Annotated in this window: 14 protein-coding genes and 1 pseudogene; 7 read left to right on the top strand and 8 right to left on the bottom strand. The window is 63.8% G+C overall.

Going from position 1 to position 13,701, the window contains the following annotated elements:
- Positions 1–91: 91 nt before the first annotated feature.
- The 4 genes and pseudogenes from ACFPTO_RS14305 to ACFPTO_RS14290 all read left to right on the top strand — a co-directional run.
- A pseudogene (locus ACFPTO_RS14305) lies at positions 92–712 on the top strand (uracil-DNA glycosylase family protein); the annotation flags it as partial.
- Positions 713–760: 48 nt separating this feature from the next.
- Positions 761–1,129: a DUF488 domain-containing protein gene (locus tag ACFPTO_RS14300; RefSeq protein WP_377712121.1), complete on the top strand. Its 369-nt coding sequence runs from the start codon at positions 761–763 to the stop codon at positions 1,127–1,129.
- A 30-nt stretch (positions 1,130–1,159) separates the two neighbouring features.
- Positions 1,160–2,065, top strand: a complete 906-nt coding sequence (locus tag ACFPTO_RS14295; protein WP_377711982.1) for an SH3 domain-containing protein — start codon at positions 1,160–1,162, stop codon at positions 2,063–2,065.
- 254 nt (positions 2,066–2,319) lie between these two features.
- A complete protein-coding gene (locus tag ACFPTO_RS14290) occupies positions 2,320–2,505 on the top strand; it encodes a hypothetical protein (RefSeq protein ID WP_377711981.1) in 186 nt (61 codons plus the stop codon).
- Between the two features lie 184 nt (positions 2,506–2,689).
- Here ACFPTO_RS14290 and ACFPTO_RS14285 read toward each other — a convergent pair whose 3' ends face one another.
- The 7 genes from ACFPTO_RS14285 to ACFPTO_RS14255 form a co-directional block, all read right to left on the bottom strand.
- The gene (locus tag ACFPTO_RS14285; protein WP_377711980.1) at positions 2,690–2,893 is read right to left on the bottom strand and encodes a hypothetical protein; all 204 of its coding nucleotides are present in this window, start codon (positions 2,891–2,893) and stop codon (positions 2,690–2,692) included.
- Positions 2,894–3,101: 208 nt separating this feature from the next.
- The gene (locus ACFPTO_RS14280) at positions 3,102–3,533 is read right to left on the bottom strand and encodes an Hsp20/alpha crystallin family protein (RefSeq protein ID WP_293035398.1); all 432 of its coding nucleotides are present in this window, start codon (positions 3,531–3,533) and stop codon (positions 3,102–3,104) included.
- Positions 3,534–3,679: 146 nt separating this feature from the next.
- Positions 3,680–5,488, bottom strand: coding sequence for an alpha/beta fold hydrolase (locus tag ACFPTO_RS14275; RefSeq protein WP_377712119.1), 1,809 nt, complete (start codon positions 5,486–5,488; stop codon positions 3,680–3,682).
- A gap of 137 nt (positions 5,489–5,625) precedes the next feature.
- Positions 5,626–6,372, bottom strand: a complete 747-nt coding sequence (gene phbB, locus ACFPTO_RS14270; protein ID WP_377711979.1) for an acetoacetyl-CoA reductase — start codon at positions 6,370–6,372, stop codon at positions 5,626–5,628.
- Entirely contained in the window at positions 6,362–6,895 is a 534-nt protein-coding gene (locus tag ACFPTO_RS14265; RefSeq protein ID WP_377711978.1) for a hypothetical protein, read from the bottom strand. Before ACFPTO_RS14265 ends, phbB begins: the two co-directional genes overlap by 11 nt.
- Before the next feature lie 443 nt (positions 6,896–7,338).
- Entirely contained in the window at positions 7,339–7,824 is a 486-nt protein-coding gene (locus ACFPTO_RS14260) for a universal stress protein (RefSeq protein ID WP_377711977.1), read from the bottom strand.
- A gap of 147 nt (positions 7,825–7,971) precedes the next feature.
- Positions 7,972–8,958 (bottom strand): zinc-dependent alcohol dehydrogenase family protein, encoded by a 987-nt coding sequence (locus ACFPTO_RS14255; protein WP_377711976.1) that lies wholly within the window; start codon positions 8,956–8,958, stop codon positions 7,972–7,974.
- A gap of 324 nt (positions 8,959–9,282) precedes the next feature.
- On the opposite strand from ACFPTO_RS14255, the gene ACFPTO_RS14250 reads away from it, so the two are divergent.
- Positions 9,283–10,410 (top strand): aminotransferase class V-fold PLP-dependent enzyme, encoded by a 1,128-nt coding sequence (locus ACFPTO_RS14250; protein WP_377711975.1) that lies wholly within the window; start codon positions 9,283–9,285, stop codon positions 10,408–10,410.
- Between the two features lie 221 nt (positions 10,411–10,631).
- Positions 10,632–10,904 carry a phosphoketolase family protein gene (locus ACFPTO_RS14245; protein WP_377712117.1) on the top strand — a complete coding sequence of 91 codons (273 nt, stop codon included), beginning with the start codon at positions 10,632–10,634 and terminating at the stop codon, positions 10,902–10,904.
- On the opposite strand, the gene ACFPTO_RS14240 is transcribed toward ACFPTO_RS14245, so the two are convergent.
- Positions 10,867–11,832 (bottom strand): acetyltransferase, encoded by a 966-nt coding sequence (locus tag ACFPTO_RS14240; protein WP_377711974.1) that lies wholly within the window; start codon positions 11,830–11,832, stop codon positions 10,867–10,869. The two genes, ACFPTO_RS14245 and ACFPTO_RS14240, sit on opposite strands and share 38 nt — an antisense overlap.
- Positions 11,833–11,999: 167 nt before the next feature.
- On the opposite strand from ACFPTO_RS14240, the gene ACFPTO_RS14235 reads away from it, so the two are divergent.
- Positions 12,000–13,676 carry a bifunctional aminoglycoside phosphotransferase/ATP-binding protein gene (locus ACFPTO_RS14235; RefSeq protein WP_377711973.1) on the top strand — a complete coding sequence of 559 codons (1,677 nt, stop codon included), beginning with the start codon at positions 12,000–12,002 and terminating at the stop codon, positions 13,674–13,676.
- The last annotated feature ends 25 nt before the right edge of the window (positions 13,677–13,701 follow it).

The raw sequence follows: 13,701 nt of genomic DNA, 5'->3' as shown, positions 1-13,701 counted from the left end.
CACGAGGGTACAGGAAAAGGCGCAAGCAGCTCGCACAGATGTGACGCCGCCGCATTTCGATACCTTTGGTAGACTCGAAACCATTCCTTGCATCGGCAATCCCCGCCCGCTCACCGTGCCCTCCACCCGCTCGCCTTCCCACCCGCTCTCGCGTTTGCTTACCGAAATCCGCGCCTGTACCGTGTGCGCCGACACGCTGCCGCTCGGCCCGCGCCCGGTGCTCCAAGCCGGTCCGGGCGCGCGTTTACTGATCGTGGGGCAGGCGCCCGGCACAAAGGTGCACGCATCGGGCGTGCCGTGGGACGACGCGAGCGGCGAGCGCCTGCGCACGTGGCTCGGCATCGATCGCGAGACCTTTTACGACCCCTCGAAAGTCGCCATCGTGCCGATGGGCTTCTGCTATCCGGGCCGCGGCGCTGGCGGCGACAATCCACCGCGCCCCGAGTGCGCGCCGCGCTGGCACGCACGCTTGCTCGCGCAACTTCCGGACGTGCAGCTCACACTGCTGATCGGGCAATACGCGCAGCGCTATTTTCTGGGCGACCGGCGCAAGGCAACGCTCACCGAAACTGTCGAGGCGTGGCGCGAGTACGCTCCCGGCTTTGTGCCGCTGCCGCATCCGTCGCCGCGCAATCAACCCTGGTTCGCGCGCCATGCGTGGTTCGAGCACGATGTGCTGCCCGCACTGCGCGAGCGCGTTGCGGCAACGCTGGCTGCCGCGCACCCGCTGGCGCGGCAACCGCAGAATGGAGATATAACGATGACCAAGCCGACCATCGACATTCAGCGCGTCTACGAAGCGCCGCCCACCGGCGATCACGCGTGTTTCCTCATCGACCGGCTGTGGCCGCGCGGCATCCGCAAGGAAGCGCTCGGGCACGTCGAATGGCTCAAGGACGTTGCGCCTAGCACGCCGCTGCGCCAGTGGTATCACCAGAATCTTTCGCAATGGGACGAATTCGGCAAGCGTTACCTCGCCGAACTCGACGCGAATCCCGAAGCGTGGCAGCCGCTCGCCGACGCGTGCGCGAAAGGGCCGATCGCCCTGCTCTATGGCACGCGCGATGTCGAGCACAACCACGCGATCCTGCTGCGCGACTATCTGCTGAAGAAAATCAAACACAAATAGCGCTGCGCAATCTGTCGCATACGTGGTCGCATGCGCGATCTCATTGACCGCGCAAGCCGCAGCGGTATGGTGCGCGGCGCGCGAAATACCCCGTTACACGCGGGACGGTGCCCAAACTGGCTTATCTGCTACCGTAGTGACAGATCGCACAACGATCGTCGGGCGATCTCCCTTCAAGGAGGAACTGCGATGCGCAAGCATCTCGTCGGTGCGGTATTTGCCGGTCTGGCGGGAAGTTTCATCGCTTCGCCACCGGCCGCCGCCCAGACTCCGGCGTTCACCAATACGACTGTGAATCTATTCGCCGGACCTGCCGGCGATTATCCGATCGTCGCGCAAGTACCGGGCGGCGTCCCGGTTTCGGTGTGGGGATGCCTCTCGGGCTTCAGCTGGTGCGACATCAGTCTGTCTGGCCTGCGCGGCTGGGTCTGGGGCGGCTTCCTGAATTACACGTTCCAGGGCAGACCTGTTCCCGTCATGAGCTACGGCCCCATGATCGGCCTGCCTGTCGTGACGTTTTCGCTCGGCGCGTACTGGGGCAACTTCTATCGCGACCGGCCCTGGTTCCGCAACCAGGCGTACTGGATGCGTCGTCCGCCGCCGCGGCCGGTCAGGCCGCCTCCCATCCGGCCGCCGCACCGACCGCCCGGAGTCGGCGGGCGTCCGCCTCAGGGCGGCGGGCCCGGAAACAACGCCCGACCACCCGGTGGCAACAGGCCGTCAGGCGGGGGCCGCCCGCCCGGCGCTGGCAGGCCGCCCGCTGGGCAGGGACCAGGCGCGCAGGCACCCGGCCCCGGACGCCCGCCCGGCGCAAGCGGCGGAGGTCGCCCACCCGGTGCGCAGGCCGGTCAGGGCGGCGGACGCCCGCCTGATGCTCGCGGCGGCGACCGTTCGTCTGGCGGCGGCAGAAACCGGCAACCTGGCGGCGGTAATTGAGTCCGCAACAGTTGATAACAACCATCCCACTGGACGGTGTGCCACTTGCCGCACACCGTCCATCTGATTCTCAACATTTCCCCCGCTTTCTGCGCCAGCTTCGAACAACCCGGCCACCCGCACGCCCACAACCGATCCGCTGCCGGGCATCGCGTTGGCGCGGTGCTTATATATACGGATTACTGATTAACGTGAAGCAAACAAAAACGCCGCGTGTATGCGCGGCGTTGCGGTGTCGCACCCTGAGTTCAACGATGGTGAATGCGATGGCAAACGCGCACGGGATGATGATGGTGATGCTCGACGTGGCAGACAACGTGAGCTGGCGACGCGAACGCGGCAATCGGCGCGACCATGGCAGCACAGCAAATAAGGGCGGACAAACGGAAAACAGGCTTGAATGCGGCTTTCATGTTTTGGGATTTTTAACGGCAGCGTAATACGGTTAAAAAGGGCCGCTTTGAAACGGCACGGAAGTTTAACGCGGAAGGCGTCGCACTTCATTACGCGTTTGTAACCGGCGTAGCGTCAAATGTCAGCCACTTGACAGTCCCAGATCCATTGCGTCCTTGCCGTTGATCGTTCGCTTTTAATCCCTCGCTTTTGATCCCTTTTACGCGGGTTTCAACCCCCTGCGCCGTCGCCGTCCAGGCGTCTCAGCAATTCGCGCCCGCGTATCGTGAGTCGCGGCACGGTGTCGTCGGCCTGCTCGTCCATTTCCACGAGCTGATAGTGCTGCAGAGCCAGAAAATCGGAGTCAAGCGTCTGGATTGGCGTATGTGCATCGCGAATCAGCAACAGCGCCGCTAGTTCGTGGTGACTGAGCATCGAATCTCTCCTGTGCGAAAACGCCCGGTGTTGCGTAGCATAGTGGCCGAAACGTACAGTTTCGCTATAGACGTGTTTCGCTTTGTTACGCGTACGCAACCGCGCGCAGGCCTTAAACTGGCGAACCGCGCGCAGCATGGGCCTGCGTGCCACGGCGCTCACACACCGCTCCCGGTCGCCCGGAAATTGCAGCGCGCCGCTCTCGGCATCAACTGATTTCGAGGCGCTTGCGCGCGCTCGCCGCCCGCTTCGGCAACGTCAGCGTCAGCACGCCGTCCTTGTATTGCGCGCCGGCCGACGCCTCGTCGATATCGGATGCGAGCGTAAACGCGCGGCTCACGCTGCCGGTATAACGCTCGCGCCGCAGTACGCGCTCGCCGTCCTTCAACTCGGTGTCGCGCTCGACCTTCGCTGCGATTGAAACGAGATTGCCCTCGATCTTCACATCGATGTCATTTTTCTCGACGCCCGGCAGCTCGGCCTTCACGGTATACGTCGCGTCATCTTCGGTCACGTCGATCCTGATGCCGCCAGGCTGCGCCTCCGCGCCGCCCGCGCTGCGCAACGGACGAAACAGCCCATGAAACAGTTCGGGCACGCCTTCGATCCCGAACGGGTCATAACGCGAAATATTGCTCATTTTCGCCTCCTTGAGCTGTGTTCACTCTGTTCACAAATCATCCGATCGATGATTCGCAGGCCTAATTCGTTCACCGTCCCTGCAACGCAAGGCGGTGATGAGCACCGTGGCCCCATGTGCTTCACACGCCTCGCGTGGCTTACCGCTTATCGCTCGAAAATATAGACGCCCGGTGCGTCCTCAAATCCTCCGGTTACGGCGCGCGCCTCGATTTCACCGCTCGATTGTTCCTGCAACCACGCCGCGAGGCGCGGCCACCACGATCCTTCAACCGGCGGCGTGCCGTCCAGGAACGCTTGTGGGCTGCGATACGCCATTCCGGGTTCGCGCGTGGCGCAGCGGTAGTGACGCCGCGGATGCCCAGGTTCAGACACGATGCCCGCGTTGTGACCGCCCGCGGTCAGCAGAAACGTGAGCGGATTGTGAGTCGAGAGCAGCAGCTTGTAGACGGAACGCCACGGCGAAACGTGATCGCGCTCGGTGCCGACGACGAACATCGGCTGCTCGATATCCGAAAGCGCAACCGGTTCGTCGCCCACGCAATAGCGTCCCTCGGCGAGATCGTTGTGGAGGAACAGATCGTTCAGATACTCGATATGCATGCGGTACGGCATGCGCGTCGTGTCCGCATTCCACGACATCAGATCGTTGGCCTTCGAACGGCGGCCAAGCAGGTACTCGCTCATCATGCGCGACCAGACAAGATCGCGTGCGTTGAGCAACTGGAAAGTCGCCGCCATTTGCGAGCCGTCCAGATAGCCCTGCCGCCACATGAGCGCGTCGAGCGCAGCCAGTTCGCTCGCGTCGATATACAAACCTAGCTCGCCGGGCTCGCTGAAATCGGTTTGCGCGGCAATCAGCGAGATGGAACGTAGCGCATCGTCTTTGCCGTCGCGCGCGAGCGCCGCCGCTGCGATGGCAAGCAGCGTGCCGCCGAGGCAATAGCCCACGGCCTGGACCGCTTCGCCGCCGCAGCGCGTCCGCGCCGCATCGAGCGCATCGAGCATCGCCTGCAGGTAATCGTCCAGGCCGAGATCGCGTGCCGAGGCGCGCGGATTGTGCCAGGACAGCGCAAACACCGTGAACCCCTGCTCGACCAGATAGCGGATCAACGAGTTGTGCGGCTGGAGGTCGAGAATGTAGTACTTCATGATCCACGACGGCACCACGAAAACAGGTTCGCGCGCCACGCTGGTCGTTGCCGGATCGTATTGGAGCAACTCGCACAGTGCGTTGCGCCAAACGACCTTGCCCGGTGTGAGCGCAACATCCTTGCCCGGTTCATACGCGAGCGGCGTATGGACAGGCGCACCGCCCATACCTTTTGTCACGGCGGCGTAATCCTGTATCCAGTGCTTCATGCCCTGGGCGAAGTTCGCGCCGCCGCTCGCCAAAGTGGCTTCGAGCACGACCGGGTTGGTCGCGATGAAATTGCCCGGCGAGCACGCATCGACCCACTGACGCGCCAGAAAACGCACGATGTCGGCGTGATGGCGCTCGACGCCCGCCACGCCGGTCGTCGCTTCCTGCCACCATTCCTGCGTGCGCAGGAAGTTGTCGCGCCACGCGCTGAACGGCCACGCGGACCACGACGACGCAATGAAACGCAGATCGTCTGCGGGCGCCTCCGGCGCCTTCACCGGCGGCGCAGCCGCCGTAGCCACCCCAGCCACCCCAGCCACCCCAGCCACCCCAGCCACCCCAGCCACCCCAGCCACCCCAGCCACCCCAGCCACCCCAGCCACCACTGGCAGCGCGGCGCGCCAGGCAGCGGCCGCGTCGTGCGAAGCGCGCAGGGCGAGATCGAAACACTTTCCCGGCGAAATCGCCAGATGCATGCCCCAATCGAGGCACGCCAGCACGGCCGAAACCGGCGAAAGCCCTCCCGTGAGCGCAGCAACACTTGCATGCGCAACGAGATCGAGCGGATCGTCGTGCAGGCCGACGAGAGTCATCGCGGGCGGCGCGGGCCGCACCGCCGCTCTGTGCGCGTGCGCCGGTTCCTTGCCTTTCGGTGCGCTGATCGCGCCCGACCCTTGCAATGCGGTATCGGCATGCCGTGCATTCGGCCTGGTGTGGTTCGTCGCAGACTTCATTGCATGTGCATCCCGCCGTTGATTGCGATATCGGCACCCGTGATGAACGCCGCTTCGTCGGAGCACAGGAACGCCACCAGCGCCGCGATTTCGTCCGGCTGGCCGAGCCGTCCGACCGGAATCTGCGGCAGGATGCGCGTGTCCATCACCTCCTTCGGCACGGCCTCGACCATCTGCGTCGCGAGGTAGCCAGGCGACACCGTATTCACGGTCACACCCTTCTTCGCTACTTCCAGCGCGAGCGATTTCGTAAAGCCGTGCAACCCGGCCTTCGCCGCCGCGTAATTGGTCTGTCCATACGCGCCGCGCGAGCCGTTCACCGAACCGATATTGACGACCCGCCCGAAGCCGCGTTCGAGCATGCCGGGCATGAAGGGCTTCGTCGTATTGAAGAGCGCGTCGAGGTCGGTGTGCAGCACCGAATCCCAATCGGCTTTCGTCATCTTCACGAACGTGCGGTCGCAGGTGATGCCCGCGTTGTTGATGAGCACGTCCACATGGCCGAATTGGCCGAGCGCCTGTTCGGCGGCGTGATGGCACGATTCGAAATCGCTGACGTCCATCTCGTACGTCACGAAGTGACGGCCCGCGGCCTCCTCGGCGTCGAGCCAGGAAAGCACGTGATCGTTGCCGTGCGAGTGCGACACCGCAACCGTCATGCCTGCGTCGCAAAGCCGCCTGCTGATTGCCGCGCCGAGACCGCCCATACCCCCCGTTACGAATGCGATGCGATTAGCTGCCATGTTGTTCTCCTTGTGTGTGTGCAGCCTGCTTGCCGTTGTTGTGCGCGTGTCCCGCCGCGCCATGGGTCATGCCGTTCGTCATCGATACACCGTTGGCCACGGCCGCGCCGACGGCGCGCTCGAATGCAGCCATCCATTCACGCATGGGCATCGCCGATGCCGTCGCCGCGCCCGGCTCCAACCCGCCAAGCGAGTCCTGCCAGCTCTGCGCGATGCCGCGTGCGGTATCGGTCCAGGCGCCCGCGCCCTGCATGGCGGCGGCAACGCTCTCTTGCCAGATCGCCGCACTCGCGCCGAGATAGTCGCGCAGCACCGACTGGCTTGCCGTTGCAAAATCGCTCCAGTCCTGCGCGGCGCGCAGCGTCTCCATCACGCCCTCGAGCGCGGCCCGGTCGCGTTCGTAACGGTGTTGCTGAAGCGCGAGAAGCTGCTCGCGCCACTGTTCACCCTGCGAGAGCATCTGTAGCACAGCAGAGGCGTTGACGCGCCAGGCGTCGAACGAGGGATTGGAAGCGGTGACCATGTTCAGTGTCCTCACAAGATTGCAGTGCCTGGCGTGGCGCCAGGTGCGGCGCACCGCGAATGGTGAAGCGCGGACGCAGACATTCCGCGGGGCCGCAAGCAACCCGCAAAGAGCGGACAACAAGCGGCGCGACGACAAATGCGTCCGGGCGGTGCATGGAGGATCACGGCGGCTCGTGAAAGGCGGATACGGCCGCGTCTCTACGATGATTTGGAGTGCGGCAAGTTCGAAATGCGCCAGATCCCCTCATCATCATAGGCACGAAGAAAGGCCGGCGCGGAATGAGTGCGCGCGCGCCGGATGATCCAGATCATTTATCAAGATTCATGTGACACGTGATCAGCTTTACTTCTATGCTTATTCGCTATTTTCGCGACAGATGATCAGGCACGTGCGAGGCGCTGCATGAAATATCAAGCGCCTTGCCGTGCCTTTCCACTCACTTACGCGCCGGTTTCCTCGGCATTGCGCACGAGCATGACCGGACGATCGGCGATACGCAGAAATGCCTCTGCCACGCTGCCGAGCAGCAGGCGTTTCATCCCCGAAAGCCCGCGTGTGCCCATCACGACAAGTTCGGCGTCGTCTTCTGCTGCAATGCGGTAAATCACTCCGGCGATATCCTCGCCGACGGCATCGGCGGCACGCGTGCTGCCCGAGACGCCCGCCTGCGCGAATACCGTCTTCGCTTCGTCCAGCGCCAACGTGGCGGCATTGTTTGCATTGGGATCGTGGGAGAGTTCTTCGGCATAAGCGGCGCCGACGTCCGCGAGCCGGGCGGGATGCTGCACGACACACAGTGCCTGCACATGGCCGCCTGTCGCCTTCGCGATCTTCACGGCTTCGTCGAGTGCGCGCCGGCCGCTTCGGCTGCCGTCAATCGCCACCAGAATCTGCTTGTACATCATGACCTCCCGGGCTGTGCCCATGGTGCGCGGCTCACGCCACGCGCTGTTTGTCTGATCATTCCACTACGATTGTCTGATCATTCAACTACATTTGGGTACGGATTATCCCTGGCGCCAATGCGGTGCGTTGCCACGGTCAGGCGTCGTTGTGGCCGCAAGCACTCGCGTTCAGTTCATTGTCAGCACGGCTGCTCCCGTGAGCCGCCCTTCGCGCAAGTCGGCCAGCGCCTCGTTCGCACGCGCAAGCGGATAAGACGTCGCATCGATTTCGAGCGTTTGACGCGCGGCAATCGCCATGAACGCGGCGCCGTCTTCGCGCGTGAGATTCGCAACCGACACGATGCGCCGCTCCTCCCAAAGCCAGGCGTAAGGAAACGCGGGAATGTCGCTCATATGAATGCCGCCGCAGACAACCGTTCCGCCCTTCGTCACGGCCCGCAGCGCCGCGGGCACGAGCGTGCCGACCGGAGCGAACAGAAGCGCGGCGTCGAGCGGCTCGGGCGGCGCCTCATCGCTGCCGCCCGCCCATGCGGCGCCAAGGCGTCGCGCAAATTGCTGCGCGGCAGCATCGCCGGGACGCGTGAACGCATAGACCGTACGCCCCTGATGACGCGCGACCTGCGCAACGATATGTGCGGCCGCACCAAAACCGTAGATGCCGATACGCTCGGCGTCGCCCGCCATCGCGAGCGTGCGATAGCCGATCAGGCCTGCACAGAGGAGCGGCGCGGCTTCGACGTCGCTGTACTGGCGCGGCAAATGAAAACAGTAGCGGGCGTCGGCGACGGTACGCCCGGCGTAGCCGCCGTCGAGCGTATACCCGGTGAAACCCGGTGCATCGCAGAGATTTTCCCGGCCCCGCAGACAAAAGCGGCAATGGCCGCAGGTATGGCCGAGCCACGGCACGCCGACGCGGTCGCCGGGCGCGAAGCCGGTCACGCCGCTGCCGGTCGCAGCGACCGTACCGACAATCTCGTGGCCCGGAATCACGGGCTGCTTCGGATGCGGCAAGTCGCCATCGACCACGTGCAGATCCGTGCGGCACACGCCGCAAGCGCGCACGTCGATCAGCAGTTGACCCGCGCCCGGCCTCGGGTCGGGCAGTTCGACTTCGCGCAACAACGGACTCGCGCCATCGAACAACATCGCTCGCATTGCCTGCCTCCTCCTGGAGAAGCGCCACGCGCACCACGGCGCCCGCACGGATCATGTTACGCGGTCGGCGCGCGCGCCGCGATCTGTACGCCGGTGCAGCATGTTGACGCATTCGGTGCGCGCTATATCATGCGCGCACGGGAGCGTCGCGTGGCGCGAATCCTGCGTGTGCGTGCGCCAGATGACACACAAAATATGCCCCAGGTTGCAGGCAGCTTTCGTTAGAATCTGTTGTCGTTGAGGCGAAAAACCTATTTGCGTTGTTGCAGCGGTATCAATTCAAAAATACTGTTCACGATAATTCAATTCTTACCGGAGGCGAGCGTGCCAGGTTTACTTCCCAATGTCGACCGCGAGGGGCTCCTCGAATATTCGGTCGTTTACACCGACCGATCGATCAATCACATGTCGAAGCTCTTTCAGGGCGTGATGCACGATATTTCGCGCGCCCTGAAAAAGGTCTACAACGCGAAATCGGTGGTTGTCGTTCCGGGCAGCGGAACGTTCGGTATGGAATCCGTCGCCCGGCAATTCGCGACGAACAAGAAGTGTCTGGTCATCCGCAATGGCTGGTTCAGTTTCCGCTGGTCGCAGATTTTCGACATGGGCGGCATTCCGGCCGAATCGACCGTGTTGAAAGCGCGTCCGGTCGAACAGGGAAGGCAGGCCGCCTACGCACCGGCTCCGATCGAAGAAGTCGTTGCCGCGATCAAGGAACACAAGCCCGATCTGGTCTTTGCGCCGCACGTCGAAACCGCCTCCGGCATGATGTTGCCCATCGCCTATTTGCGCGCGATCGCCGACGCCGTGCATGCTGTCGGCGGCATGTTCGTGCTGGATTGCATCGCCTCCGGAACGATCTGGGTCGACATGGAAGCCAGTGGCGTCGATGTCCTGATCAGCGCACCGCAAAAGGGCTGGAGCGCATCGCCGTGCTGCGCGCTGGTCATGCTCAGCACGCTCGCCCGCGAAAGAATCGAAGCCACCACCAGCACCAGCTTCGCCTGCGATCTGCGTAAATGGCTGCAGATCATGGAAGCCTACGAGAACGGCGGGTTCGGTTATCACGCCACGATGCCCACGGACAGTCTCGTGACGCTGCGCAACGTGATGAAGGAAACCGAGGCATACGGCTTCGACAAGGTGCAAGCCGAGCAGCTCGAACTCGGCAAACGCATTCGCGCGCTGCTGGCTGCAAAGGGTTTCAGGAGCGTGGCAGCCGAAGGTTTTGAGGCACCGGGCGTCGTGGTTTGCTACACGGACGACGATGGCATTCGTTCGGGCAAGAAATTCGCCGATGCCGGCTTGCAGATCGCTCCCGGCGTTCCCCTGCAATGCGACGAGCCGGAAGATTTCCGAACCTTCCGCATTGGACTCTTCGGCCTCGACAAACTGCATGACGTCGAAGGCACGGTCGCGCGGTTCGACAAGGCGTTGGGCAGCTTCCTTTAACTCGCTTTTCCGCAGCAGGTGCGTTGCGTTTGCCGCAGCGTTTTCGGCAGGATTGCAAACGCATAAACGCATCTGCAGGAAAAGCGCTAAAACGCGTTTCATGAACGCGAACGCGCGTTCTCGGGCTTAGGCCGTATCGTCGCAGTAAACGGCCGAAGCATCCGTGATCGCGCGCTTCCGACGCCGACTTCAACGCACTTTTCACAACGAGCCGGCCGGTCATCTTCGCGTATCACAGCTATCCGCCGCCGATTCCCCGCCTCACCTACCGGCGCGCGAATCACGCGAACATCCACGTTCACGGCTTTATCGAGGAAGGGACGACGACCACGCCGTTCGACATGACCGTGCTGAACCGGCTCGACCGCTATCACCTGTGCGAAGCGGTGATCGATCGCGTCGACGGACTCGCGCAGCGCGCGGCCCCGGCGAAATCGAAGCGGCGGGTAGAAGCGCTTAGCGCGTGCGCCCGAACACGCGCGCGAACGCCGTGACGAAGGCGTCGAGCCGGCCGTGCTCGAGGCTGTTGATGCCCGCCGCGCCCACACGGCCGTTGCCGCCCGCAAACGCGCGGCACAGTTCGTCCGCACCGCGCGGGCTCGCGAGCGGCGCACGCACGCTCACGGTATAGGTGCCGTCCGTGTTGGTCGTCAACACGGCGTGCGCGCGCGTGGGCTCACCGGTCGCGAGCGCGTTGCCGAACACGCCGCGCACGCGCCGCGTCCACGGCGCATCGGGCAGCACGAAAACGCTGCCGTACTGCAGCGCGATTAACGGCGTAACGGTTTGCGCGAGCGCCAGATCCTCCTTGCGGCATTCCGCGAGACGCTGCACAACAGGCTCCGCAGCAATGAAATCGAACGGATCGGCGTAAGGCTTGAGCGTCTCGTACAGCGTCTGCGGCGCGATGATGAGATCCTCGATGGTGTCGCCATAGGCGTTGTAATTGATCGAGTCGCCGAGTTCGCGCAGCTGATCCGTCTGCGCCTGCGTGAGACCCGCCTGCGTGGCGAGCGTCTGCGCCGTCGCGCCCAGGTTGTCGCCGAACGCCGCCGTGATCGCCCAGGTGCGGTGGCGGCCAGCCAGATGCCGGTCGACGAGCACGCTCGTGCAGACCTGGGCAGTGGTGTCGATATGCGCGATGAGATTCACCGTTTGCGGCAGATCGCCCGCGTAGTGATGGTCGAAGTACTCGATGCGGATATCCTGGTCGAGCAGTTTCGTAAGCGCCTCACGATTCGAATCGAACGAAATATCGAGCACCGTCAGCGAATCGCCGCGATGCGCGGGCACGCGCGCGACGAGTTCGGTGTCACGCTTGACGCCCGTGATCAGCGTGGCCTCGCGCGGTCTCGCGAGCCGGAGCTGGTGCAGCGCGCAGATACCGTCTGCGTCGCCATTGAATACGTCGAAGTGCGCCATGTTCTGTCAATCTCAGTACGATAACTTTCACAGTATCGCGCACCAAAGGCCATTCGGACAAAATCTCCCCGCATTTGACGCAGTCGGCAGGCAAGCAGGCCGACAGCACACCGGCCTTGCGCGATGCCGTGTATGCTCGAACGCGATAACGCCCGAGGCAACAGCCCATGTCCGACGCGCCCCATCCCACACACTCGCAGCACCGGAGCAACCGTCTGCGCGCTGCCCGGCGCCATAGCCGCGCCATCGACGCAGCGCTGCGGCGCGCCGCGACCTACCCGCATCCGGCGGGCCGTATCGTGCGCATCGAAACACATATTTCGGTGGTTTATCTGGCCGGGCGCTACGCGTACAAGATCATGAAACCCGTCGATTTCGGTTTCGTCGATTTCACCGGACTCGATGCGCGACGCCGCTGCGGCGAAGCCGAGATTCGGCTCAACCGGCCCTTCTCCGGTGCGATTTACCTCGACGTGAAGCCGCTTTCGCTCGACGCGGGACGGTGCCGCCTTGACCGCGGCAATGGCAGCGTGATCGATTACGCGGTACGGATGCGGCGCTTCGATCAGCGCGAGCTTTTCTCCAATCGCGTTGCACATGACGAGCTAGACGACACCGATATCGACATCGCCGCGCGAAAGCTCGCCAAAAACCATTTGCATGCGCAACGGCTCGTGCACGGCTCGACGCGGGCCGGAACGGCGGCTTTGCTGCGCGACCAGGTGCTGGCCGCGCTCGCACCGGTCGAGCGTGATCCCCGCACGGCTGAGATCGCTCGAACTGCGCAACTAAGGCGTTATTGCGAAAGCGAACTCGAACGTCTGGCCGCGCATCTGGATGCACGCCGTGCGAATGGCTTCGTGCGCGCGTGTCATGGCGACCTTCATCTCGACAATCTCATTCGTCACGGCAGCCAGGTGCTGATGTTCGACTGCATCGAATTCAGCGACGACCTGCGCTGGATCGACGTCACCGCCGATCTCGCATTCCTCATCATGGATTTGCACGCGCACGGCCACGCGCGCCACGCAAACCGCCTGCTCGCGCGCTATCTCGAAGCGACCGGCGACTTTGGCGGACTCGCTGCGCTGCCGCTTTACGTGACGTACCGGGCGCTTGTGCGGGCAATGGTCGCGCTGCTCAAGGCCGGGCCGCCGCACGCGAAGGGTTCGACGCTGCGAGCCGGACCGTACACGCCCTACCTCGATCTTGCGGCCCACGCGACGCGCGCGCGCACGCCGACGCTGTTGCTGTGCCATGGTTTGTCGGGTTCGGGGAAATCGGTGGCGAGCCAGGCGCTCGCGGAGCAAATCGGCGCAATCCGCATTTCGAGCGATATCGAACGCAAGCGCGTGCGGCCGTTCGCGCCGCCCGACTTGCAGACGCTGCCAGCAAGCGCCTATACGCCCGAAGCCATCGCGGCGCATTACGACCGTCTAGTCGAATTGGCAACCACCGTGCTCGGCGCAGGCTATACCACGCTCGTGGATGCGACGTTCCTGAACGCCGTGCATCGCGCGCGTTTCGCGGCGCTGGCTCGTCGGCTCGATGTGCCGCTCTTGATCCTTCACTTCCATGCCGATTCGGCGGTGCTCGTCGAACGCGTGAATGCGCGCGCACGCGGGCCGCGTGATGCATTGAATGCTTCGAATGCTTCGGATGCGGGGGAAGCGGTGCTCGCGGCACAGATGGCAAGCGCCGATCCGCTCGACAGCGCGGAACGGCACGTAACCGTCGATCTGGACACCAATGTGCCGATGGATGCGTTCGCAAGCACCGCGTGGTGGGCGCCGCTTTTCGAAAGAATGCACGGAATGCGGGAAACGGGGACCGCGCCCGCATAATCTGCCGGAGTCAGCGTACAACTTC

The sequence above is a fragment of the Paraburkholderia denitrificans genome (genome assembly GCF_042655705.1).
In the GTDB taxonomy this organism is placed as follows: Bacteria; Pseudomonadota; Gammaproteobacteria; order Burkholderiales; family Burkholderiaceae; genus Paraburkholderia; species Paraburkholderia denitrificans.
Note: the sequence above shows the minus strand (reverse complement) of the source record. Positions and strands in the feature narration are given on the sequence as shown.